The sequence below is a fragment of the Bradyrhizobium sp. 41S5 genome (assembly GCF_011516665.3).
In the GTDB taxonomy this organism is placed as follows: domain Bacteria; phylum Pseudomonadota; class Alphaproteobacteria; order Rhizobiales; family Xanthobacteraceae; genus Bradyrhizobium; species Bradyrhizobium quebecense.
In genome coordinates this window covers 3,690,334-3,714,023 of sequence record NZ_CP083721.1, presented here as the reverse complement: position 1 = coordinate 3,714,023, position 23,690 = coordinate 3,690,334, and the positions used below count along the sequence as shown (strand labels likewise).

General features: G+C 64.0%; 21 protein-coding genes and 1 tRNA gene. 6 read left to right on the top strand and 16 right to left on the bottom strand.

Features of this window, described 5'->3' with window-relative positions:
* Window positions 1-47 precede the first annotated feature (47 nt).
* The 10 genes from rpoB to HAP47_RS17550 all read right to left on the bottom strand — a co-directional run bounded on the left by rpoB (window position 48) and on the right by HAP47_RS17550 (window position 12,057).
* Entirely contained in the window at window positions 48-4,166 is a 4,119-nt protein-coding gene (gene rpoB, locus HAP47_RS17595; RefSeq protein WP_173637165.1) for a DNA-directed RNA polymerase subunit beta, read from the bottom strand.
* 441 nt (window positions 4,167-4,607) lie between these two features.
* On the bottom strand, window positions 4,608-4,985 hold the full coding sequence (gene rplL, locus HAP47_RS17590; protein ID WP_050420389.1) for a 50S ribosomal protein L7/L12: 378 nt from the start codon (window positions 4,983-4,985) through the stop codon (window positions 4,608-4,610).
* Window positions 4,986-5,038: 53 nt separating this feature from the next.
* Window positions 5,039-5,557: a 50S ribosomal protein L10 gene (gene rplJ, locus HAP47_RS17585; RefSeq protein ID WP_173637166.1), complete on the bottom strand. Its 519-nt coding sequence runs from the start codon at window positions 5,555-5,557 to the stop codon at window positions 5,039-5,041.
* 580 nt (window positions 5,558-6,137) lie between these two features.
* Window positions 6,138-7,091 carry a 2-hydroxyacid dehydrogenase gene (locus HAP47_RS17580; RefSeq protein ID WP_173637167.1) on the bottom strand — a complete coding sequence of 318 codons (954 nt, stop codon included), beginning with the start codon at window positions 7,089-7,091 and terminating at the stop codon, window positions 6,138-6,140.
* A 197-nt stretch (window positions 7,092-7,288) separates the two neighbouring features.
* Entirely contained in the window at window positions 7,289-7,981 is a 693-nt protein-coding gene (rplA, locus tag HAP47_RS17575) for a 50S ribosomal protein L1 (RefSeq protein WP_029081784.1), read from the bottom strand.
* A 6-nt stretch (window positions 7,982-7,987) separates the two neighbouring features.
* A complete protein-coding gene (rplK, locus tag HAP47_RS17570) occupies window positions 7,988-8,416 on the bottom strand; it encodes a 50S ribosomal protein L11 (RefSeq protein ID WP_066499365.1) in 429 nt (142 codons plus the stop codon).
* Between the two features lie 130 nt (window positions 8,417-8,546).
* The gene (nusG, locus tag HAP47_RS17565; RefSeq protein ID WP_173640444.1) at window positions 8,547-9,080 is read right to left on the bottom strand and encodes a transcription termination/antitermination protein NusG; all 534 of its coding nucleotides are present in this window, start codon (window positions 9,078-9,080) and stop codon (window positions 8,547-8,549) included.
* 20 nt (window positions 9,081-9,100) lie between these two features.
* Window positions 9,101-9,292, bottom strand: coding sequence for a preprotein translocase subunit SecE (secE, locus tag HAP47_RS17560; protein WP_173637168.1), 192 nt, complete (start codon window positions 9,290-9,292; stop codon window positions 9,101-9,103).
* Window positions 9,293-9,624: 332 nt separating this feature from the next.
* Window positions 9,625-11,238, bottom strand: a complete 1,614-nt coding sequence (locus tag HAP47_RS17555) for an acyl-CoA synthetase (protein WP_173637169.1) — start codon at window positions 11,236-11,238, stop codon at window positions 9,625-9,627.
* 54 nt (window positions 11,239-11,292) lie between these two features.
* Window positions 11,293-12,057, bottom strand: coding sequence for a FadR/GntR family transcriptional regulator (locus HAP47_RS17550; RefSeq protein ID WP_173637170.1), 765 nt, complete (start codon window positions 12,055-12,057; stop codon window positions 11,293-11,295).
* A 184-nt stretch (window positions 12,058-12,241) separates the two neighbouring features.
* Between HAP47_RS17550 and HAP47_RS17545 the strand changes: the two genes are divergently transcribed.
* Complete coding sequence (locus tag HAP47_RS17545) at window positions 12,242-13,447, top strand: ABC transporter substrate-binding protein (protein WP_173637171.1); 1,206 nt, start codon at window positions 12,242-12,244, stop codon at window positions 13,445-13,447.
* Window positions 13,448-13,511: 64 nt separating this feature from the next.
* On the opposite strand, the gene HAP47_RS17540 is transcribed toward HAP47_RS17545, so the two are convergent.
* Window positions 13,512-13,587 (bottom strand) — tRNA-Trp (locus HAP47_RS17540).
* Window positions 13,588-13,767: 180 nt separating this feature from the next.
* On the opposite strand from HAP47_RS17540, the gene HAP47_RS17535 reads away from it, so the two are divergent.
* On the top strand, window positions 13,768-14,991 hold the full coding sequence (locus HAP47_RS17535; protein ID WP_173637172.1) for a serine hydrolase domain-containing protein: 1,224 nt from the start codon (window positions 13,768-13,770) through the stop codon (window positions 14,989-14,991).
* An 82-nt stretch (window positions 14,992-15,073) separates the two neighbouring features.
* Here HAP47_RS17535 and HAP47_RS17530 read toward each other — a convergent pair whose 3' ends face one another.
* Both HAP47_RS17530 and HAP47_RS17525 read right to left on the bottom strand, forming a co-directional pair.
* Window positions 15,074-15,841, bottom strand: a complete 768-nt coding sequence (locus HAP47_RS17530; protein ID WP_092115009.1) for an SDR family NAD(P)-dependent oxidoreductase — start codon at window positions 15,839-15,841, stop codon at window positions 15,074-15,076.
* A 76-nt stretch (window positions 15,842-15,917) separates the two neighbouring features.
* Complete coding sequence (locus tag HAP47_RS17525) at window positions 15,918-16,625, bottom strand: histidine phosphatase family protein (protein ID WP_173637173.1); 708 nt, start codon at window positions 16,623-16,625, stop codon at window positions 15,918-15,920.
* 140 nt (window positions 16,626-16,765) lie between these two features.
* On the opposite strand from HAP47_RS17525, the gene HAP47_RS17520 reads away from it, so the two are divergent.
* The 4 genes from HAP47_RS17520 to lepB all read left to right on the top strand — a co-directional run bounded on the left by HAP47_RS17520 (window position 16,766) and on the right by lepB (window position 20,806).
* Entirely contained in the window at window positions 16,766-17,551 is a 786-nt protein-coding gene (locus HAP47_RS17520) for an SDR family NAD(P)-dependent oxidoreductase (RefSeq protein ID WP_173637174.1), read from the top strand.
* 283 nt (window positions 17,552-17,834) lie between these two features.
* Complete coding sequence (locus tag HAP47_RS17515) at window positions 17,835-18,749, top strand: hypothetical protein (protein WP_173637175.1); 915 nt, start codon at window positions 17,835-17,837, stop codon at window positions 18,747-18,749.
* A gap of 90 nt (window positions 18,750-18,839) precedes the next feature.
* Window positions 18,840-20,009 carry an acetylornithine deacetylase gene (argE, locus tag HAP47_RS17510; protein ID WP_173637176.1) on the top strand — a complete coding sequence of 390 codons (1,170 nt, stop codon included), beginning with the start codon at window positions 18,840-18,842 and terminating at the stop codon, window positions 20,007-20,009.
* Between the two features lie 38 nt (window positions 20,010-20,047).
* Window positions 20,048-20,806: a signal peptidase I gene (gene lepB, locus HAP47_RS17505; RefSeq protein WP_173637177.1), complete on the top strand. Its 759-nt coding sequence runs from the start codon at window positions 20,048-20,050 to the stop codon at window positions 20,804-20,806.
* 151 nt (window positions 20,807-20,957) lie between these two features.
* On the opposite strand, the gene HAP47_RS17500 is transcribed toward lepB, so the two are convergent.
* The 3 genes from HAP47_RS17500 to HAP47_RS17490 all read right to left on the bottom strand — a co-directional run bounded on the left by HAP47_RS17500 (window position 20,958) and on the right by HAP47_RS17490 (window position 23,649).
* Window positions 20,958-21,356 carry a contact-dependent growth inhibition system immunity protein gene (locus HAP47_RS17500; protein ID WP_173637178.1) on the bottom strand — a complete coding sequence of 133 codons (399 nt, stop codon included), beginning with the start codon at window positions 21,354-21,356 and terminating at the stop codon, window positions 20,958-20,960.
* 166 nt (window positions 21,357-21,522) lie between these two features.
* The gene (locus HAP47_RS17495; RefSeq protein ID WP_173637179.1) at window positions 21,523-22,437 is read right to left on the bottom strand and encodes a DMT family transporter; all 915 of its coding nucleotides are present in this window, start codon (window positions 22,435-22,437) and stop codon (window positions 21,523-21,525) included.
* A 153-nt stretch (window positions 22,438-22,590) separates the two neighbouring features.
* On the bottom strand, window positions 22,591-23,649 hold the full coding sequence (locus tag HAP47_RS17490) for a phosphotransferase family protein (protein ID WP_173637180.1): 1,059 nt from the start codon (window positions 23,647-23,649) through the stop codon (window positions 22,591-22,593).
* Window positions 23,650-23,690: the final 41 nt, after the last annotated feature.

Below are 23,690 nucleotides of genomic sequence, written 5' to 3'. Positions count from 1 at the left end.
CAGAGCGCGAAGGCCCGGCGCTTTCGCGCCGGGCGTAAATCAACGCGTTACTCGGCCGCTTCCGACGTCGGCGCCGGTCCCACCTTGGAATTGTGCAGGTCGACGTTGAGGCCGAGCGAGCGCATTTCCTTGACCAGCACGTTGAACGATTCCGGAATGCCGGCCTCGAAGGTGTCGTCGCCGCGCACGATCGCCTCGTACACCTTGGTACGGCCGGCGACGTCGTCCGACTTCACGGTCAGCATTTCCTGCAGCGTGTAGGCGGCGCCGTAGGCTTCCAGCGCCCAGACCTCCATTTCGCCGAAGCGCTGGCCGCCGAACTGCGCCTTGCCGCCCAGCGGCTGCTGGGTGACGAGCGAGTACGGACCGATCGAACGCGCGTGGATCTTGTCGTCCACGAGATGGTGCAGCTTGAGCATGTAGATGTAGCCCATCGTCACCTTGCGATCGAACGCATCGCCGGTGCGGCCGTCATAGACGGTCGACTGGCCGGAGGCGTCGAAGCCCGCGAGCTTCAGCATCTCCTCGATGTCGGCCTCCTTGGCGCCGTCGAACACCGGCGTTGCGATCGGCACGCCGTGGCTCAGATTGCGGCCGAGTTCGACCAACTCGTTGTCGTTCAGCGACTTGATGGTTTCATCCTCGCCATAGATCTTCTTCAGGGTCTCGCGCAGCGGCTTGAGATCCTGCCTCTGATAGTAGGCGTCGATGGTCTGGCCGATGCGCTTGCCGAGGCCCGCGCAGGCCCAACCGAGATGGGTCTCAAGGATCTGACCGACGTTCATGCGCGACGGCACGCCGAGCGGATTGAGCACGATGTCGGCATGCGTTCCGTCCTCGAGGAACGGCATGTCCTCGATCGGCACGATCTTCGACACCACGCCCTTGTTGCCGTGACGGCCGGCCATCTTGTCGCCGGGCTGGATCTTGCGCTTCACCGCAACGAAGACCTTGACCATCTTCATCACGCCGGGCGGCAACTCGTCGCCACGCTGCAGCTTCTCGACCTTGTCGAGGAAGCGCTGCTCGAGGCCCTTCTTCGACTCGTCGTACTGCTTCCGCATGGCCTCGATCTCGGCCATCAGCTTGTCGTTCGGCGAGGCGAACAGCCACCACTGCGACTTCGGATACTCGTCGAGCACCGCACGGGTGATCTTGGTATCCTTCTTGAAGCCCTTCGGGCCGGCGATGCCCTGGCGGTTCTCCAGGAGCTCGGCGAGGCGGTTGTAGACGTTGCGGTCCAGGATCGCCTGCTCGTCGTCGCGGTCCTTGGCCAGTCGCTCGATCTCTTCCCGCTCGATCGCCAGCGCACGCTCGTCCTTGTCGACGCCGTGGCGGTTGAACACGCGGACTTCCACGATGGTGCCCTGCACGCCCGGAGGCACGCGCAGCGAGGTGTCGCGGACGTCGGAGGCCTTCTCGCCGAAGATGGCGCGGAGCAGCTTCTCTTCCGGCGTCATCGGGCTCTCGCCCTTCGGCGTGATCTTGCCGACCAGGATGTCGCCGGCGCGGACTTCCGCACCGATGTAGACGATACCGGCTTCGTCGAGGTTCTTCAGCGCTTCTTCCGAAACGTTCGGAATGTCGCGGGTGATTTCCTCAGGACCGAGCTTGGTGTCGCGGGCCATCACCTCGAATTCTTCGATATGAATCGAGGTAAACACGTCGTCCTTCACGATGCGCTCGGAGAGCAGGATCGAGTCTTCGAAGTTGTAGCCGTTCCACGGCATGAACGCGACCAGCACGTTGCGGCCGAGCGCGAGCTCGCCGAGATCGGTCGACGGACCGTCAGCGATGATGTCGCCCTTCTTGACGACATCGCCGACCTTCACAAGCGGACGCTGGTTGATGCAGGTCGACTGGTTGGAGCGCTGGTACTTCATCAGCCGGTAGATATCGACGCCCGACTTGGTCGGATCGAGATCCTCGGTGGCGCGGATCACGACGCGGGTGGCGTCGATCTGGTCGATCACGCCCGAGCGGCGCGCGGCAATCGCCGCGCCCGAGTCACGGGCGACCACGCCTTCCATGCCGGTGCCGACGAACGGCGCCTCGGCGCGAACCAGCGGCACTGCCTGGCGCTGCATGTTCGAGCCCATCAGCGCGCGGTTGGCGTCGTCGTTCTCGAGGAACGGGATCAGCGCCGCGGCGACCGAAACCAGCTGCTTCGGCGACACGTCCATGTAGTCGACCTTGTCCGGCGTCACCGGCAGCACTTCGCCGGCATGACGGCAGACCACCAGGTCGTCGGTGAAGCGGCCCTTGGCGTCGAGCGGCACGTTGGCCTGCGCGACGCGGTAGCGGCCCTCTTCCATCGCCGACAGATAGACCACCTCGTCGGTGACCCGGCCGTCCTTGATCTTGCGATAGGGCGTCTCGACGAAGCCATACTTGTTGACGCGCGCGAACGTCGCCAGCGAGTTGATCAGGCCGATGTTCGGACCTTCCGGCGTTTCGATCGGGCAGATACGGCCGTAATGCGTCGGATGCACGTCGCGGACTTCGAAGCCGGCACGCTCGCGGGTCAGACCGCCCGGGCCAAGCGCCGACAGGCGCCGCTTGTGGGTGATCTCCGACAGCGGGTTGGTCTGGTCCATGAACTGCGACAGCTGCGAGGAACCGAAGAACTCGCGCACCGCGGCGGCCGCGGGCTTGGCGTTGATCAGGTCCTGCGGCATCACGGTGTCGATATCGACGCTCGACATGCGCTCCTTGATGGCACGCTCCATGCGGAGCAGGCCGATCCGGTACTGGTTCTCCATCAACTCGCCGACCGAGCGCACCCGGCGGTTGCCGAGGTGGTCGATGTCGTCGATCTCGCCCTTGCCGTCGCGCAGGTCGACCAGCGTCTTGATGACCGCCAGGATGTCTTCCTTGCGCAGCGTGCGATGAGTGTCGGGCGCATCGAGCTCGAGGCGCATGTTCATCTTGACGCGGCCGACCGCGGAGAGGTCGTAGCGCTCGGCATCGAAGAACAGCGACTGGAACATCGCCTGCGCCGAATCCAGCGTCGGCGGCTCGCCCGGACGCATCACGCGGTAGATGTCGAACAGCGCGTCCTCACGCGTCAAGTTCTTGTCGGCCGACAGCGTGTTGCGGATATAGGCGCCGACATTGACGTGGTCGATGTCGAGCAGCGGCAGGTCTTTGTAGCCCTGCTCGTTCAGCACCTTGAGCGACTTCTCGGTGATCTCCTCGCCGGCTTCGGCGTAGATCTCACCGGTCTTCGGGTTGACGAGGTCCTCGGCGAGATAGTTGCCGACGAGTTCCTCATCCGACATCCGCAGGGCCTTGAGGCCCTTTTCCTGCATCTGACGCGCGCTGCGCACGGTCAGCTTCTTGCCGGCCTCGAGCACCACCTTGCCGGTGTCGGCGTCGATCAGGTCGTTGACGGTCGAATAGCCGCGGAAGCGGTTGGCATCGAACGGCACGCGCCATCCGTCCTTGGTCCGCTTGTAGGTAATTTTCTTGTAGAAGGTCGACAGGATCTGCTCGCCGTCGAGACCGAGCGCGTACATCAGCGAGGTCACGGGCAGCTTGCGGCGGCGGTCTATGCGCGCGAACACGATGTCCTTGGCGTCGAACTCGATGTCGAGCCAGGAACCGCGATACGGAATCACGCGCGCGGCAAACAAGAGCTTGCCGGACGAATGGGTCTTGCCCTTGTCGTGGTCGAAGAACACGCCGGGCGAACGGTGCATCTGCGAGACGATGACGCGCTCGGTGCCGTTGACGACGAAGGTGCCGTTCATCGTCATGAGCGGAATATCGCCCATGTAGACGTCCTGCTCCTTGATGTCCTTCACCGACTTGGCGCCGGTTTCCTCGTCGATATCGAACACGATGAGGCGCAGCGTCACCTTGAGCGGCGCAGCGAAGGTCATGCCGCGCTGGCGGCACTCGTCGACGTCATATTTCGGCTGTTCAAACTCGTAGCGGACGAATTCGAGCATCGAGGTGCCCGAAAAATCCGAGATCGGAAATACCGAGCGGAACACCGCCTGCAGGCCCTCGTCGAGGCGACCGCCGGCTGGCTCGTCAACCATCAGGAACTGGTCGTAGGATGCCTTCTGAACCTCGATGAGGTTCGGCATCTCGGCGACTTCCTTGATGTGACCGAAAAACTTGCGTACGCGTTTGCGACCGGTGAATGTCTGCTGCGCCATCGTGGCCTCTCATTTTCGTCGCCTTTGTGGGGCGAACCTTCCGGGACGCGATTGCCATCGCCCCCGGGTTGAATTTCGAATCGTCCCGAAGGAACGAAGCGCAAGGTCAGGAATTAAATCCCCGGCTCGGCCCCATCACCTCCAAAACGCAAAACGACGCGCGAGGCGCATCACTGCACCCGCTCGTCCAAACGCTTCGCTTTACGGACTGAAAAAGCCCGAAATCTGACTGTCTCCCAACGGCTTCCGCCGGGTGCCCTGCCGCCCCCGCCGCCTACCGTGTTTTTCTGCTGCCAACCCGATATGGGATGGCAATAAAGGAGATTCGAGGGTTAAGTCCACGGATCCCCACACTTTTTTGTGTCCAATGCGCCACGCGACAACCTGTCGCACGCCGTTTGCATGGCCCGGGAGCGCCCCGCGGCGCTCCCGGATCGCGCATTACTTGAGTTCGACCTTGGCGCCAGCCTTCTCGAGCTGGGCCTTGATCTTGTCGGCTTCGTCCTTGTTGACGCCTTCCTTGACGGGCTTCGGAGCGCCTTCGACGAGGTCCTTGGCTTCCTTCAGGCCCAGGCCGGTGATGGCGCGGACTTCCTTGATGACTTCGATCTTCTTGTCGCCGGCGGCAGCCAGCACAACGGTGAAGTCGGTCTTCTCTTCAGCCGGAGCAGCGGCAGCGCCGCCGGCAGCCGGGCCGGCAACCGCGACGGCGGCAGCGGCGGACACGCCCCACTTTTCTTCGAGGAGCTTGGCGAGTTCGGCGGCTTCGAGCACGGTGAGGCTCGAGAGGTCGTCGACGATTTTCTGCAAGTCAGCCATTGATCTGTTTCCTTAAACGTTTGGTTCGAACCAGGTTTGAGATTAGCGAAGGGTCAGGCCGCTTCGCTCTTTGAGGCATGAGCCTGAATGACGCGTGCGAGCTTGGCCGCAGGCGCGTTCGACAGCTGAGCGAGCTTGGTCGCCGGCGCCACGATGAGGCCCACGATCTTGCCGCGCAGTTCGTCGAGCGACGGCAGTGAGGCAAGCGCCTTCACGCTGTCGACATTCAGGACGGTTTTACCCATCGAGCCGCCGAGGATGACGAACTTCTCGTTCGCCTTGGCGAATTCGACGGCAACCTTTGGCGCCGCAACCGGATCGTTCGAAGTGGCGATCACGGTCGGCCCCTTCAGCAGGGAGCCGATGGCAGCGACGTCAGTGCCTTCAAGAGCAATTTTGGCGAGACGGTTCTTCGAGACCTTCACCGACGCACCCGCCTGCTTCATCTGCATGCGCAGCTTCTGCATCTGGGCCACGGTGAGGCCGGAATAATGAGCAACGATCGCAACCGACGTGGTCTTGAAGACCTCGTTGAGTTGTTCGACCGACTCTTTTTTTGCCGCTCGTTCCACAGCAAGCTCTTTCCGGTTGGCGGCCTTTCCGCGAAGGCAGGACCGCCGGGTTGCACCCATCGTCCCGCCCTAAACCTGATCCGTTGGGCGCGAAGACCCTTCGGACATGCCGGGCAAGACGACATCTAGAAGCCTGCCCTCCCAGAGCCTTGCGGCCATGGGCTGTCGAGGTTCGAACCAAACCAGCCTCCTAGCCGCGAACAGGCCGCGACGTGGAGCACAAAATCCGGTCTTCACCCGTCTATGCAGGCCATGCGATTAAGCCGTTGAAAACACGAGGTTCTCGTGGGCGCCTGCAGTCTCGGACAGGATCGGGCTATCGGCCGGGGCCGAACGCCCTGCTCTCATTCCGTTGGAGGCGACGGGTTTCCTTCCTTTCGAGCATCCTTGCGGACATGCGGAAAGGAATGATCCCCTATCATCTCAGGTTTTCGGAATGCGAACACGGACATGCCAGCAAGTGCCAGCACGCCCGGAAGCCGCTATGTAACCGGTCCCGCCCTGCTTGCCAAGAGCAAATTTCAGACCAGTTTCACATTGCGGCAGGGGAACCGGTTTCGAGACCGGAACCGCCAGCCGCTCAGTCGCCCCTTACCTCATACGGCAGCGGCTTGCCGGCGAAGAACGCGTCGAGATTGGCGAGCACGCAGTCCTGCATCGCCACGTGCGATTCCAGGGTGTGGCCGCCGATATGCGGCGACAGCACGACGTTCGGCAGCGCGGTCAGTTCGTCCGGCGCGTGCGGCTCCTTGGCGAACACGTCGAGGCCTGCGCCGGCGATTGCGCCATCGGTCAGTGCTGCGATCAGCGCATTCTGGTCGATGACGGAGCCGCGCGAGATATTGACGACGATCCCGCTGCTGCCGAGCCGGCGCAGGATATCGGCATTGACGGCATGGACCGTGTCCGCACCGGCGCGCACCGCGATCATCAGCACGCTGCACCAGTCGGCGAGCGCCTCAAGGCTCGGAAAGTGCTGATACGGCACGTCTCGCCGTGACCGGCTGAAATAGCCGACCTCGGTTTCAAACGCCGCGACCCGCGCGGCGATCTTGCGGCCGATCTCGCCGAGACCATACACGCCGACCTTGCGGCCGCGCATGCCGGCCTGCGGTCGCATCATCGGCGACGGTTTGGCGGCGATCCAGTCGCCGCTGCGGACGTAATGATCGGCGACCGGCAGGCGACGCGCAGCGGCCAGCATCAGCGTCACCGCGATGTCGGCAACCGATGCGGCATTGGCGCCGGGGCTGTGGCCGACCGCAATTCCGCGCTTGGCCGCAGCTGCAAGGTCGATCCCCTCATAGCCCGTGCCGTAGCAGATGATCGCGCCAAGCTTCGGCAGCATGTCCATCGCCTCGCCGCCAAGCGGGGTCCCGCCCGCCGTGACCATCGCCCGGATCTCGCCAAGCTCCGCCGCCGGAAATATCTCGGTCGGCGGCTTGCCCGCGGCATTCAGCAGCTCGTAGCGCTCGCCGAAGCGCACCAGTTCGTTTCTGGGAAAGCGCGAATAGACCAGCACCTTATCGGGCATTGTTGTTGTTTCCTGCGAGAGGCTTCACCTGGAGCCTTTCCCTTTCGATTGAATCGGAACGAGGCTTTGGATTCTTGTCTTGGCGCGTCTTCTTGATGCGAGCCGGTGGCCGCTTCGCGCGACAACGCTCCGGCAAAACAAAGGGCGGAACCGGTTGCCCGATCCCGCCCCTCTTTATTTCGTCACGACGAAAGACCTCAGCCGAGGATCGTGCCCGGCTCGACCTTCACGCCCGGGCCCATGGTGGAGGAAACCGCCACGCGCTGGATGTAGGTGCCCTTGGAGCCCGCCGGCTTCGCCTTGGAAACCGCGTCCGCGAGCGCCTTGACGTTCTCGACCAGCTTGTCCTCGGAGAACGAGGCCTTGCCGATGCCGGCCTGCACGATGCCGGCCTTCTCGACGCGGAACTCGACCGAGCCGCCCTTGGCGCCCTTGACGGCGTTGGTGACGTCCATGGTCACGGTGCCGATCTTCGGGTTCGGCATCATGCCGCGCGGACCGAGCACCTTACCGAGACGGCCGACCAGCGGCATCATGTCGGGAGTGGCGATACAACGATCGAAGTCGATCGCACCGCCCTGCACCTTTTCGACCAGGTCTTCGGCACCGACGACGTCGGCACCGGCGGCCTTGGCTTCCTCAGCCTTGGCGCCGCGCGCGAACACGCCGACGCGCAGCGTACGGCCGGTTCCGTTCGGCAGGTTGACGACGCCGCGGACCATCTGGTCGGCGTGGCGCGGGTCGACGCCGAGATTGATCGCTATCTCGATCGTCTCGTCGAACTTCGACTTGGCGCGCTCCTTGACCATCTTGATGGCGTCCGCGAGCGGGTAGAGCTTCTCGCGATCGACACCCTCGCGGGCCTTCTTCAAACGCTTTCCGATTGCCATGGCCCGTTACCCCGCAACTTCCAGACCCATCGAACGGGCAGAGCCCTCGACCATCTTCATGGCCGATTCAATGGTGTCGCAATTCAAGTCCTTCATCTTCTTCTCGGCGATCTCGCGCACCTGCGCCTTAGTCACCTGGCCGGCCTTGTCGCGGCCCGGCGCCTTCGAGCCGGACTGGATCTTGGCAGCCTGCTTGAGGAAGAACGACATCGGGGGCGTCTTCATCTCGAAGGTGAACGAACGATCGGCGTAGATCGTGATCACCACCGGGATTGGGGTATTCTTCTCTTCCTTCTGGGTCTGCGCGTTGAACGCCTTGCAGAACTCCATGATGTTGAGACCGCGCTGACCAAGCGCGGGGCCGATCGGGGGCGAAGGATTCGCCGCACCGGCCGGGACCTGAAGCTTCAGGTATCCGGTCACTTTCTTTGCCATTTATCGCTCCTGTTGTGCCGGACGGTGCCGGCGGTTTCAGGTTCCGTGGTTCGGTTGAAGGGGCTGGCGACCGCCTCCTTCCTCCCACGGCCTCTCACTTGACGCCGGGCATATACCCCACGCCGTCCGGTCAGACCACCCTTTCGACCTGACCGAATTCCAGTTCCACGGGGGTCGCGCGGCCGAAGATCGACACCGCGACCTTCACGCGCGAGCGCGCCTCGTCGATTTCTTCCACCACGCCGGAGAACGAGGCGAACGGGCCGTCGGCCACGCGCACGTTCTCGCCGATTTCGAACGATACCGACGCCTTGGGACGCTCCACGCCCTCCTGCACCTGGTGCAGGATCCGCATCGCCTCCGATTCCGAGATCGGCATCGGCTTGTTTTCAGCGCCCAGGAAGCCGGTCACCTTCGGGGTGTTCTTGATCAGATGGAACGCCTCGTCGGTCAGCTTCATCTTCACCAGCACATAGCCCGGGAAGAACTTGCGCTCGGCGTCGATCTTGCGGCCGCGGCGCACCTCGGTGACCTTCTCGGTCGGCACCAGCACCTGCTCGAACAGCTCTTCCAGCCCGCGCTGCTTGGCCTGCTCGCGGATCGATTCCGCGACCTTCTTCTCGAAGTTCGAATAGGCGTGAACGATGTACCAGCGCTTGTCCATCAATTGAGTTCCCATGCTCATCAGTGGATGCCCAGTATCAGGGTGATGAGGTAGCGGATGACCTGGTCCGCGGCGAAGAAGAAGATCGAGGCCAGCGCCACCATCACGAACACCATGATGGTGGTGATGGTCGTCTCGCGACGCGTAGGCCAGGTGACCTTGGCGGTCTCCGAGCGCACTTCCTGCAGGAATTTGAACGGGCTGAAAGCCATCGTGAGATCCGCGCCCGTCTCCGGACGATTTGCAACGTTTCAAGGAATCCGAACAGCCGACCTTGCGGACCCAGCCCTCGTTTGGAAGGTTGAGCCGATAAACGAGCTCGAATGTTCGGGGAATTAGGCCGCGCCGGATATCCGCGATCAAAGCGGGCCGGCTGCGAGTGCCGGGTATCTACTGCGAGACCGGCCAAAGGTCAAGGTCGGCGGGGTCGCGCCCCACCCCGGCCGCGTCCGCGGCGGATCGGAACGGGGCCCCTCGAATCAAGGACTTAGGCTGATGGTACGAGGTCCGTTGCCCCGGCCGCCCACCGCGGCGACCGGGTGGATCACCCGGCAAAGCTCTTCTGGACCGCCTGATCCAGCGTGGCACCGCCGACATAGCGCTGGCGCAGCTCGCGCTTGAGCAGCTTGCCGCTCGGATTCTTCGGCAGGGCATCCACGAAGATGACCCGCTTCGGCACCTTGAAATGGGCCATCGACGCCGCGCAGTGCTTGATCACGGCCTCGGCATCGAGGCTCTCGCCCGCCTTGGCCACCACGATCGCGGTCACCGCCTCGATCCAGCGCGGATCGGGCAGCCCGACCACCGCGACCTCCGACACCGCGGGCAGCCGGTAAATCATCTCCTCGACCTCGCGACTCGCGACATTCTCGCCGCCGCTCTTGATCATGTCCTTCACGCGATCGACGACCGTGATGTAGCCGTCGGCATCGACAGTCGCGAGATCGCCGGAATGAAACCAGCCGCCGGCGAATGCCGCAGCGGTCTTGACCGGATCGTTGTAGTAGCCGGACAAGAGATGCGGCGAGCGGTGCACGATCTCGCCGACCTCCCCCACCCCGACGTCGGTCATGTCCGGCTTTACCACCCGCGTCTCGACATTGATCGCGGGCTTGCCGGCCGAGCCGGCCTTCGGCAGCTGGTGCTCCGGCGCCAGCACGGTCGCGAGCGGCGCGATCTCGGTCTGGCCGTAGAAATTCCAGAACTTCACGTCGGGCAGCCGGCGCTGCAATTCGAGCAGCACCTCGACCGGCATGATCGAGGCGCCGTAATAGCCCTTGCGCAGGGACGACAGGTCGGTGCGATCGAACGCGGCCGAGCGCAGCATCGCGATCCAGATCGTCGGCGGCGCGAAGAACGCATTGATCTTGTGAGCCGCGATCAGCGCCAGTACGTTGTCGGGCACCGGCTTGCCGGTAATGAGACTGGTGGCGCCGAGATAGATCGCGGGCCCCAGGAAGACGTCGAGCTGCGCGCAGTGATAGAGCGGCAGCGCGTGCAGCACGGTGTCGTCGGTCGCCATGCCGCCGTCGATGATGCAGCTGACATACTGCCACATCACGGCTTCATGGGTGAGGATTGCGCCCTTCGGCAGCGATTCCGTGCCGCTGGTGTAGACGATCTGCGCGGGATCGCGGCTGTCGACCGAGGCCTCCGGCGCCGAGGCGTCGCCGTGCAGCAGGCTGTCGAACGTCGTGATGCCGTCGGGCGCGGTGGCCGGATCCTCGCCGGGCAGCCAGATCAGGGTTTCGACCGCCGAGCCCTTGGCGGCCGCAGCGTGCGCGGTCTCCACGAAATCGGGGCCGACCGCGAGCAGCTTCGCGCCGGAGTTGGCGAGGATGAAATTGATCTCGTCGGGATTGAGCATGAAGTTGATCGGCACCAGGATCGCGCCGATCCGCGCCACTGCGAAACGCAGCGCGGCGAAGCCGTGCGAGTTGCGCGACAGCACTGCAACGCGATCGCCCTTCGCAATGCCAAGCGCGAGCAAGCCGCGCCCGAGCCGATTGCAGATCGCGTCCATCTCCGCGAAGGTCCAGCTCACCTCGCCGCAGATCAGCGCGGTCTTGTTGGGGTAGCGCTTGGCCGACCGGCGCAGCAGATCGCCGATGCTGTGCTCGCGGGCGCGCCGGATGGTTGCTGCGATGTCTCCGCTCATGAAGTCCCTCCCGAATGTGCTTCTTGTCGTTGTCGTGTCTTCGCCGCGCCGTCCCTACTGCCGGGCGGCGTAGGCGTGTTCCATGTAGGTGTGCTCGACCGAGCGATCGAGCGAGGCGATCTTCTCAAAGCCGCGCCGCCAGTCCTGCAAATGCCGCCGGGTCCACAGCACGCCGGCCTCCTTGTCGCGCCGCGTGATCGCATCGAGGATGTGGCGATGCGCCTCGACAAGGCGCGCGCCGCCCTCCGGCACGCCGCCGACGATCATCTCGGTGGTCGGAAAGAACAGCTGCGCGGCGGGCTCGCGGGCGAGCTGCAGCACGCGGTTCTGTGAGGCCTTGGCCATCAGCACGTGGAATTCCGCATCGAGCTCGGCGAGATTGGCGGGATTGCCGACCACGGCCGCACTGCGGTCGAGATTGCCGGCGAGCTCCGCGATATTCGCATCGGTCGCGCGCTCGACCGCCCCCTCGACGCTCGCGACCTCCAGCGTCATCGACGTCTCGAACAATTCGCGGAACGTCACCTCGTGCAGGATCAGCGCGCGGGACAGCCGCGTGGCGAGCTTGTTGTAGCGCGGCAGGCAGGCCTGCAGGCGACGGCTGGAATCGCGGCGGATCAGCCCGCCCTCCTCGAGCACGCGAATGCCTTCGCGCACCGTCGAGCGGTTGACGCCGAACTGCGCGACCAGCTGCTGCTCGGTGCCGATCGGCTCGCCCGGCTTGATCCGGCCGTTGATGATCTCGCGTTCGATCGCGTCCGCGACCTTCTGATAGGCCGGCGCGACATCGATGCGCCGGAACAGCGGCGTGGCGGGCATCTTCACTCCCCGGGAGGCTTCCGATTGTCGTTTGTCGGACAAAGAATAGGCGAAGGCATTTTGAGCGTCAAATCGGCTAACTTTGGCCGGATTGTCGCACCCGCTCGGCACGAATTGACAGCGGAACTGGGCAAATCTAGCTTTGTCGGACAAACCGATAAGAACATCTGGGAGGCGCATCACCATGAAATCCATCGTCACGAGTCTGTCCGCCGCCGGCCTGATCGCCGCGGTGCTGGCGGGGCCCGCGCTCGCGCAGCAGACGCCGCTCAAGATCGGCGTGCTGACCGATTTCCAGTCGGTCTATTCGGACATCGGCGGCGCCGGGAATGTCGAGGCCACCAAGATGGCGATCGAGGAGTTCGGCGGCTCGATGTTCGGCAAGCCGATCGAGCTCGTCACCGCCGACGCCCTCAACAAGGCCGACGTCGCCGCCACCATCACCCGCAAATGGTACGAGGCCGAGGGCGTCGACATGATCATCGACATGCCGACCTCGGCGACCGCGCTCGCCGGCATGGAGATGTCGAAGCAGTTCGAGAAGATCATGATCGTGACGGACGCGGCGAGCTCCGACATCACCGGCAAGTCCTGCTCGCCCTACACGCTGCACTGGACCTACGACACCTACGCCAACGCCCACACCGTCGGCAGCGCGATCGTCAAGAACGGCGGCGACAGCTGGTTCTTCATCACCGCCGACTACGTGTTCGGCCATTCGATCGAGCGCGACACCGGCGACGTGGTCCGCGCCGCCGGCGGCAAGGTGCTCGGCAGCGCCCGCCATCCGCTCAACACGCCGGACTTCTCGTCCTTCCTGCTGCAGGCGCAATCGTCGAAGGCCAAGATCGTCGGCCTCGCCAATGGCGGCGGCGACACCATCAACGCGATCAAGCAGGCCGCCGAGTTCGGCATCGTCGCGGGCGGACAGAATCTGGCCGGGATCGTGATGTTCATCTCTGATATCCACAGCCTCGGGCTGAAGCTCGCGCAGGGCCTGATCATCACCGAGGCCTACTACTGGGATCTCAACGACCGCACCCGCGCCTTCGGCAAACGCTTCTTCGAGCGCATGAAGCGGATGCCGACCATGAACCAGGCTGCGACCTACAGCGCCACCCTGCACTACCTCAATGCGGTGAAGGCGGCCGGCACCAAGGAGACCAAGCCGGTGCTGGCAAAGATGCGCGCGACCCCGGTGCGCGACGCCTTCACCGACAATGGCGTGGTGCGCGAGGACGGCCGCATGGTGCACTCGATGTTCCTGTTCGAGGTCAAGAAGCCCGAGGAATCGAAGGCGCCGTGGGATTACTACAAGGTGCTCGCCGAGGTGCCCGGCGACCAGGCGTTCCGGCCGCTGAAGGACGGCGGCTGCCCGCTCATCAAGTGAGTGAATACGATCATGGCCGGGGTCCAGGACCTCGGCCAACACATTCAAATGATTGGGTAAAAGCTGGCAGGAGTGGCAGGGCTCGAACCTGCGACCCCCGGTTTTGGAGACCGGTGCTCTACCAATTGAGCTACACTCCTGCAGGGAACCTGCGTCGCCGCCGGTTCGCGCCGTTTCAAGCACAGGGCATGGCCGGTTTGCAAGGGCGAAGCGGTGAAGCTTCTGTTCATTGCAAAACTTCTGCGCCAGACTTCGGCCATCACTCCAAGATCACCCCATGCCGGCGCTCCGCCGCAAGAATCAATAACCCGGGAGAGACCATGAACGCCCAGACCGCCACCAAGCACGCCGCCAGCCCAACCACCCCGCCCCTCCCCCTCGCCAAGCCCGAATCGATCGGATTGTCGAGCGCGCGGCTGCAGGCACTGTCCGACACCTTCAAGCGCGAGGTCGACAAGGGAACCGCGCCGGGCTTCACGGTGCTGGTGGCGCGGCGCGGTCAGATCGGCTGGTTCGATGCGATCGGGCGGCAAAGCCCGGCGGCGTCGGCGCCGATGACGCATGACACGATCTTCCGCATCTTCTCGATGACCAAGCCGATCGTCTCGGTCGGCATCATGATGCTGCTGGAGGACGGCCACTTCCTGCTCAACGACCCCGTCGCGAAATTCATCCCCGAATTCGCCGAGACCAAGGTCGGCGTCGAGCACAACGGCAAGCTCGAGCTGGTCCCCGTCCAGCGGCAGATGACGATCCAGGACCTGCTGCGCCACACCTCTGGCCTGACCTACGACCACACCGGCAACGGCCCGGTGCAGCAGCTCTACCAGCAGTCGCGGCTGCGCAGCCGCAAGATCACCAATGCCGAGCACGCCACCATGCTCGCCGGCATGCCGCTGATCTGCCAGCCCGGCGCCGAGTGGAACTACAGCCGCTCCACCGACGTCCTCGGCCGCATCATCGAAGTCGTCAGCGGCCAGACGCTCGGCGAATTCCTCACCGAGCGCATCCTCTCGCCGCTGCAGATGAACGAGACCGCCTTCCACACCCCGGAAGCCAACGCCGGCCGGCTCGCCGAGGCCTTTGCCAACGATCCCTGGACCAACGAGAAGGTGCAGCTGTTCAACATGCTGGAGAAGCCGGCGATGGAATCCGGCGGCGGCGGTCTGGTGTCGACCACGATGGACTATGCGCGTTTCGCGCAGATGCTGCTCAACGGCGGCTCGCTCGACGGTGTCAGGATCATCGGCCGCAAGACGCTCGAATTCATGGCCTCCGACCACCTCGGCGCCGGCGTCAAGGTCCAGGGCACGCTGGTGTCGCCCGGCCACAGTTTCGGCCTCGGCTTCGCCGTGCGCGTGCAGCAGGGCATCGCGCCGTTCTCCGGCTCGGTCGGCCAGTACTTCTGGAGCGGCATGGCCGGCACGTTCTTCTGGATCGATCCGCGCGAAGACCTGATCGCGGTCTTCATGATGCAGGGCCCCGGCCAGCGCGAATATACCCGCTCGCTGGTGCGCAACGGCGTCTACGCGGCGGTGGAGTGAGGTCATTGCGGCTCGAGATCCCCGATGCGCAATTGCGCATCGGGGGTTCGCGCTGACGCGCGCCCCGGGATGACGCTTCGCGTCAGCTGATCGTCGCGCCGCCGTCGATCACGATGGTCTGGCCGGTGAGGAAGTCGCCGGCGCGCGAGCCCATCAACACGGCGGCGCCGGCGATCTCGTCAGGCACGCCGATCCGCAGCAGCGGTGAGCGCGCGGTCGAGGCCTTGAGGGTGTCCGGATTGTCCCACAGCGCCTTGGCGAAGTCGGTCTTGATCAGGCCCGGCGCGATGCAGTTCACGCGGATATTGTGCTTGCCATATTCGCAGGCGAGGTTGCGCGCGAGCTGCATGTCGGCGGCCTTGGAGATCGCGTAGGCGCCGAGCACGGTCGAGCCCTTGAGGCCGCCGATTGAGGACACGATGATGATGGAGCCGTCCTTGCGCTCGATCATCTGCGGCACCACCATCGAGATCAGCCAGTTGTTGGCGACGATGTTGTTGTCGAGGATCTTGCGGAACTGATCGTCGGAGATGCCGGCAAGCGGGCCGTAATACGGGTTCGACGCCGCGTTGCAGACCAGCACGTCGATCTTGCCGAAGGCGCGATTGCTCTCGTCGACTAGATTTTGCAGGTTTTCCTTCGATGAGATGTTGGCGGCGATCGCGACCGCGGTGCCCTTGCCGAACTTGCCGTTGATGTCGCCCGCGACCTGCTCGCAGACGTCGGCCTTGCGCGAGGAGATCACGACCTTGGCGCCGTGCTCGGCCATGCGCTCGGCAATGGCGAGTCCGATGCCGCGCGTCGAGCCGGTGATGACGGCGACTTTTCCCTTCATGTCGAACAAGGTCATGTTTCTCTCCCTGATGTAAGGCGTTTGAATTCTGCGGTTGAGCTTAGGCAGCGTTCCGGAGTTGCGATAGCGGCAATCATGCAAGCTTGCTCGCCGGCCGGACTTCAGGTCCGGACGGCTGATGCATCGCGGCGTGGCGCGGATCGGCGATCCAGGGCTGCTGGTTCACCATCGGCAGCCGCCAGGTCGACAGGCCGATGCCTGCGATGTGATCGAGCCGCGTCACCGAGACATTGTCGATGTCGAACGACAGGCCCCGGTCCGGCTGGCCGCCGAGCGCAAGACCGACCGCAGCCCGGATCACGCCGCCATGGCCGACCGCAATGATGTTCTTGCCCGGCTCCGCGGCCGTGATCCGCACGATCGTGCGGCAGACCCGCGTATAGAGATCCATGAAGCTCTCGCCGCCGGGCGCGGGCTCGTTGACGTCGGCAAACCAGCTTCTGCCGGGTGGCTGGCGCGCGAGCAGCGCGGCCCGGTTCATGCCCTGCCACTGGCCGAGATGCTGTTCGGCGAAATCGCGTTCCTGCGTCATGTTGGCCGGCTTCGGAAAACCTGCGGCCCAGATCGCTTCCGCGGTCTTGTGCGTGCGCTTCAGATTGCTCGAATACCAGACCGCATCGCGTGGCAGCATCTTGGCGACCGCTTCGAACACTTCGATGTCGCCGGTGTCGCAGTCGATATCCTCTTGTCCGTAGATGTTGCCGCCGTCGCTGCGCACCGGCGCGTGGCGAACCCACCACCACCGCGTCACCGTCACGTTAGGCTTGTCTGGATTGGACATCGGATGAGCCCTTCAATACTGTCCCCCGTCGCTGTACGTCACGCCGCACATCGTCTCAAGTGCTTCGGACGTTTGAAATTTTGTTTGAATTCCGTCGCGCGGCAGACGCGCCACGGACCATGTGAACAGGGAGAAAAACCATGGGCCGCCTCGAAGGCAAATCCGTCATCATCACCGGCGCTGGAAGCGGCATCGGCCGCGCCGCCTCGCTGCTGTTCACCAGGGAAGGCGCCAAGCTGATCGCGGTCGATCGCACCGAGGGCGTCAACGAGACCGCCAAGCTGGTGCGCGATGCCGGCGGCACCGTCGAAGCCGTCACCGCCGATGCCGGCTCGGAGAGCGACGTGAAGGCGTTCATCGACAAGGCGCTGTCGACGTACGGCAAGCTCGATGCGATCTGGGCCAATGCCGGCGTCAGCGGCGGCCTCGTGCCGCTCGCCGACCAGACCGTGGAGCACTGGCAGGAAGTGTTGCGCATCAATCTGATCGGGCCCTTCCTCGCGATCAAGCATTCAATCCCGCACATGACCAAGCAGGGCTCCGGCTCGATCATCTGCACCGCCTCGGTCGCAGGCCTGAAGGCCGGCGCCAGCGGACATCCCTATGGCGCGAGCAAGGCCGGCGTGATCAGCCTGGTGCAGACCACCGCCTACTCGCTCTCCGGCACCGGCGTGCGCATCAACGCGGTCTGCCCGGGCCTGATCGAGACCGGCATGACCAAGCCGGTGTTCGATCGCGCCAAGGAGCGCGGCACCCAGGACAAGATCGGCCAGCTCAATCCGCTGAAGCGCCCCGGCCAGCCGCACGAACTCGCCGCTATGGGATTGTTCCTGGCGAGCGACGAGGCGTCCTACGTCAACGGCCAGGCCATCCCAGTCGACGGCGGCCTCACCGCGTCGATGCCGTATACGGGCAAGCCGATCTAGCAACGGCATTCCCCGTTCGCGGCGCGAGTCTGCATGGTGCGATGACGGCGCCACATCCACCACCGTCGTCCCGGCGAAGGCCGGGACCCATAACCACCGAGTTGTGTTGTTGGAAACAAGCCGTGGCCCCAGCGCCACGCAACAATGCGCATTTGTGGTAATGGGTCCCGGCCTTCGCCGGGACGACACCAAATATGCGGCGCGGCTTGTGAGTCAAACTACCGCATTCTCGCGACAAATTCCGTCCTGATCGAACGATTCCGCCACCCCAACCGAGCATGCAATGAGCCTTGCGAACGGCCCGCCTCAGCTCCCCTATCCGAAGCTGCCATTCTCGAGCACCGTTCGCCTTTCCTATTCGAGCTATTTCCGGAACCTCGCCGATCTCCTGCGCGTCGCCTGGCCGGCGCTGCTGCTCGTCACAGCGGTCGCTGGTCTGACCAAGTGGCAACAAGGGCCAGAGGCGTTTGGCGACTTTACCGCACCTCCATCTTTCTGGGCGGTATCAGCATGGCTGAGAGCGCTCCTTCTGATCGATACCACCCTGACGATCGTCGTGGCAGTAAGCATTGCAGTCACATGGCACCGGCTGATCATCCTGAAGGAACCTCCCAGTTTGATCGGACGCAACGTGGCAACGATTAACTTCTGGCGCTACGTGGTCATCAGCCTCGTTCTTGGCGCACTTGGGCTTGTGCCGGTGATGTGGAGCCTTCTGCCTATCGGATACATCCTTCCCGCGTCGTTGATTGCAAACATGAATATCCATTCCGAAAACACCTTGCTCGTGCTGACGCTGGGATTGCTTGTGGCGTACTGTGTATCTGCCGTCATTATTGCCCGGCTTTGTCTTCTGCTCCCGGCTAGCGCAGTCGGTCGAGGCAGATGGCCGATACGAGAAGCATGGGAACGGACAAGAGGAAACGTCTGGCGGCTGTTCTGGGGGCTGGTCTTCACCACACTCCCGCTCCACCTGGCCGCCAAATTCACGTTTGGCAGGCTGGTCGGCTATCCCATTTTCGCAAGGAACGCTGGCGCGGATTTAGAGGAGAATCTAGCCGCAGACCTCATATTGACTATGATTGGCTCCGACGTCCTAGTGGCAGTCGTCGATCTGCTGATCCTGCCGATCAGCATTGGTTTCCTGTCATACGCCTACCAGCACTTCTTCGAGCATCGGCCCGCGCAACCCACCTAGGTCCGCACCATGCTTGCCCAGCTGCGTTGGGCGACCTAGTTGTTGTACTCGTCGGCCGGCATAGCCGCGCCCCTTCAACCGACCTGGACCATGCAACATCAACGCCCCGACCGTATCCGCAAGCTATTGGCCGACCTCGTCGCGTTCGACACCATAAGCGACCGCAGGAACCTGCCCCTGATCGACTACATCGAGCGCTACCTCGCCTCGCTTGGCGTCAGCGGACAGCGCATCGTCGATGACACCGGACAGAAGTCCTCGCTGTGGGTCACGGTCGGCCCCGAGGACAAGGCCGGGCTGGTTCTGTCGGGGCATACCGATGTCGTGCCGGTTGCGGGACAGGACTGGAGCCACAACCCGTTCGAGCTCGTCGAGCGTGACGGGCGGCTGTACGGCCGCGGCACCACCGACATGAAGGGCTTTGTCGCGGTCTGTCTCGCGATGGTTCCGGAAATGCTCGCCGCCGGTCTGAAGACGCCGATCAACCTTGCGATCTCCTATGACGAGGAGATCGGTTGCGTCGGCGTGCGCCCGATGCTGCGCGACGTCGCACGCAAGCCGATCAAGCCGCTCGGCTGCTTCGTCGGCGAGCCGACCCAGATGCAGGTGATCATCGGCCACAAGGGCAAGCACGGCGTGCGCGCCACGTTCCGCGGGCTCGCCCGCCACTCATCGATCGCGCCTGATGGCGTCAACGCCATCGAATACGCGGCCGATCTGATCACCGAAATCCGCCGCCGCGCCGCGCTGCTGGCCGCGGATGCCGAGCGAAACAGCCTCTACGACGTCCCGCACTCGACCCTGCTCACCAGCATCGTGCATGGCGGCGCCGCGCTGAACATCGTGCCTGACAGTTGCGTGGTGGAATTCGAATGCCGCGGCATCGGCATCACCGAGTCCCGGCAGGTGACGGACGCGATCATCGCCTGGGCCAAGGCCGAGATCGAGCCTGACATGCGCAAGCGGCATCCGGAGTGTGGCATTGATTTCGAGGAAATCCTCGACTACCCCGCGCTCGACACCGCGGCGGACGCGCCGATCGTCACGCTCGCCAAGCAGCTCGCCGGCCGCAACGACCACGCCAAGGTCGCGTTCGGCACCGAGGCGAGCCTGTTCGTCAGCATGGCCGACGTGCCGTCGGTGGTGGTCGGCCCCGGCTCGATCGCGCAGGCGCACACGCCGGATGAGTTCGTCGAGATGTCGCAGCTCGCGGCCTGCGGAGAGTTCGTCGCGCGGCTGATTGCGCATTGCGCGAAGTGATACTCTGCTGCGCAGGGCGTGAAACAGGAACCGGGACCATGTCGACCGAAAAGCAACGTCAGCAGGGCGGAGTAGCGGAAACCTTTCGCGTGGCCGTGCAGGCGCTGATCATCGCGCTGGTGATCCGCACCTTCCTGTTCCAGTCCTTCAACATCCCGTCGGAGTCGATGGAATCGACATTGCTGGTCGGCGACTACCTGTTTCTTTCGAAATACAGCTACGGCTACACCCACTATTCCCTGCCCTTCTCGCCGCCGCTGTTCTCGGGCCGCATCTTCGGCTCCGAACCCAAGCCCGGCGATGTCGTGGTGTTCCGGCTGCCGAGCGACGACTCCGTTGATTTCATCAAGCGCGTGATCGGCCTGCCGGGCGATCGCATTCAGATGATCGACGGGCAACTGTACCTCAACGGCACCGCGGTGAAGCGCGAGCGGGTCGATGACTATGTCGATCGCGACGAGGGGCCGCGCCCGGTCCGCGTCAAGCGCTGGCGCGAGACCCTGCCGAACGGGGTCAGCTACGACACGCTCGATCGCATCGAGCGTTCCGAATACGACAACACGCCGGTCTATGTGGTGCCGCCGGGGCATTTCTTCGCGATGGGCGACAACCGCGACAACTCGGCCGACAGCCGCGTGCCGCCCGCGCGTGGCGGCGTCGGCTACGTGCCGTTCGAGAACCTGATCGGGCAAGCCAAGGTGATCTTCTTCTCGATCGGCAACGAAGCGCCGGCATGGCAAGTGTGGCGCTGGCCGTCCTCTGTGCGCTGGGACCGGCTGTTCACCGGCATTCACTGATGAGCGAGTCCGTCACCGACAGAACGAACGTGGTGACTGCGACCCGGATCAAGACGTAGCCTGCATGAGCGAAGCGATATGCGGGAGCACTCCCGGGTATCGCTTCGTTCACCCGGGCTGCGACGCTACGTCGTTCGCCCGAGGCAACGAACTACGGACAACCATTCGCAGCCAAGAATGTTCGGCACTCATTGGCAACCTTTCCGTCTGCGGCTGCGACGGAACTGGCTATGGCTATCAGTTGCTCAAGTTCGACAGGGTTATCGGACCAGTAAGCTCGGTCGACAGACAGGAGCGACCTCAGCAGATCGCCGGGAAAATACTCGGATTCAACGAGCGGATCGGTACGCAGGGACCGAAACGCCATTGGAATCAGCACATGGAGGCCAATCTTTTGGCCGATCAGCAGACGCACGTCGCCAGCGCTCAGGTTCTTCAAAGGTGTACGCCTCAAGCGCAGGCAGCGTGCCACCATGCCGGTTGGAGCGGTCTCCGGCTCCCCCCAATCCTGCCCGTCAAGTTCCTGTAGCGTTCGCCGCTCATCAACCATTGCGCTCTCCGCGATGTGTAGTTGTAGCGAGAATCGGCGATCTCGTCATTCGGTCCTCGAACGCGTGGGACACCGCGCCCTTTGGAGTCCGCCTATGGCTTATCGTACCGGCCGTTGAGGGATGGGTAGAGCGTAGCGAAACCCATCCTACGAGACCACGGATGGACTACAACCCGTCCGGCGGCAGGCCCGGCCCCGTCGCGGCCGGGCGCAGCTTGTCGCGCTTGCGCTCGCGGTAGAAGGCGTAGAGGCCGGAGGCGACGATGATCGCAGCGCCCGTGAGCATCTGAACGTCGGGCTGGTGGCCGAAGGCGAGATAGCCAAGCAGCATCGCCCACAGCAATGCGGAGTAACGGAACGGCGCCACCGCCGAGATGTCGCCTGTGCGCAGCGACACGATGATGCATTGATAGCCGATCAGGATCAGCACCGCGGCTAGCACGAGCAGGCCCAGCGCGTGGCCCGACGGCGCCTTCCAGCCGCCGAGCGGCACCAGGACGGCAGCGCCTGCCGTCGTCACCGTCACCGTCGTGAGCAGCGTGATGAACACGGTCGGCAGCGCTTTCGGGATGCGGCGGGTGGCGAGATCGCGCACCGCGCAGAAGCCGACCGACGCCAGCGCCAGAAGCGAGGCCTGGCTGAAGCCCTCTGCCCCCGGCCGCACGATGACCAGCACGCCGATGAAGCCAGCGGCGATCGCAAGCCAGCGCCGCCAGCCGACCGGCTCGCCGAACACCAGCGCCGCCCCTAACGTGATTACCAGCGGCAGCGCCTGGAAGATCGCCGACGCGTTGGCGAGCGGGATCTGCGAAATCGCCGAGAGATAAGTCAGCGTGCCGCCGATCTCGCCCATCACGCGCAATCCGACCGGCCAGATCAGGAGCGCACTGAAGCTGCGGAGCGCGTCGCGGTACCAGGCGAGTGCCGCGACCAGCACCATCGCGACCAGGCCGCGGACCAGCAGGATCTCCCCGATGTTGAGCTCCGCCGACACCGCCTTGGTGATGGTGTCGTTGGCAGTGAAGCTGGCCATGGCCGCAGCCATGAACAGGCTGCCGCGAAGATTCGAGGAAAGGGTCAAAGTGAAAATGTCCGATCAGGACCAGGGCGGGCGTTGACCGGACTGACTTGCCAAAGCGGCGCAGCGAACTCAAGTCACATGGCTACAATGCGGAAACATGCCGCAGCTCGCGGAAGCGGCGCGAACCCTGGGGGATCGCGCCGCTTTTTCTCATCAGGTTGCGCCGGCCTTCTGCGCGTATTCCCAGGACGCCTGCGACAGCGGCACGGTGCGCTTGGCCGACTCGAGGGCCTTGGCATTCGCGGCGGTGCCGTCGCGAACCCGGCCCGCAATGCCCTGCGTGATGCCGGCGAGGCGGAACAGGTTGTAGGAGAAGTACCAATTCAGATCCGGCACAGCCATGCCGGTGACGTCGCAGTAGATCTGCGCAGCCTCGTCCTGGCTTGGAATGTTCAACGCCTTGAGGTCGGCATTGGCGAGGCCCGGCATGGTCCACTGCATCAACAGATAGGTGAAGTCGGCCATGGGATCGCCGAGCGTCGACAATTCCCAGTCGAGCACCGCCTGCACTCGCGGCTCGGTGGCGTGGAAGATCATGTTGTCGAGGCGATAGTCGCCGTGCACGACCGAGACGCGCTTCTGCTCCGGCACCGTCTTCGGCAGCCACTCCGCGAGCTTCTCGAATTCGGGAATGTGCTGCGTCTCGGAGGCGCGATACTGCTTGGTCCAGCGGTCGACCTGGCGCGCAAAATAATTCCCGGGCTTGCCGAAATCGCCGAGGCCGATCTTTTCGGGATCGAGCATGTGCAGCTTCGCCAGCGTCTCGATCTTGCTGGTGAAGATCTTGCGGCGCGCGTCGGGCGGCTGGCTCGGCAGCGTCGGGTCCCAGAACACCCGCCCCTCCTCCATCGACATGATGTAGAAGGCCGAACCGATCACCGCATCGTCGGTGCACAGCGCGTAGGCTTTGGCGACCGGGAAATTCTGCTTGCCGAGCGCCGCGATGACGCGGAACTCGCGATCCACCGCATGCGCCGACGGCAACAATTTACCGAACGGACGGCGGCGCATCACATAGTTGCGGCCGGGGGTTTCGAGCTTGTAGGTCGGGTTGGACTGGCCACCCTTGAACTGCAGGACCTTGAGCGGGCCCTGATAGCCCTCGACGTGTTCCTGCATCCAGGTCGCGAGGTTCGCCTCGTTGATACGATGGCGCTCCTCGACTTCCCTTGTGCCGGAAAATTCTTCGTCTTTCCTGACGCCGTCCGCCACGATGACGCTCCCTCAACTCGATTTTTCAAGGAGCACATCGG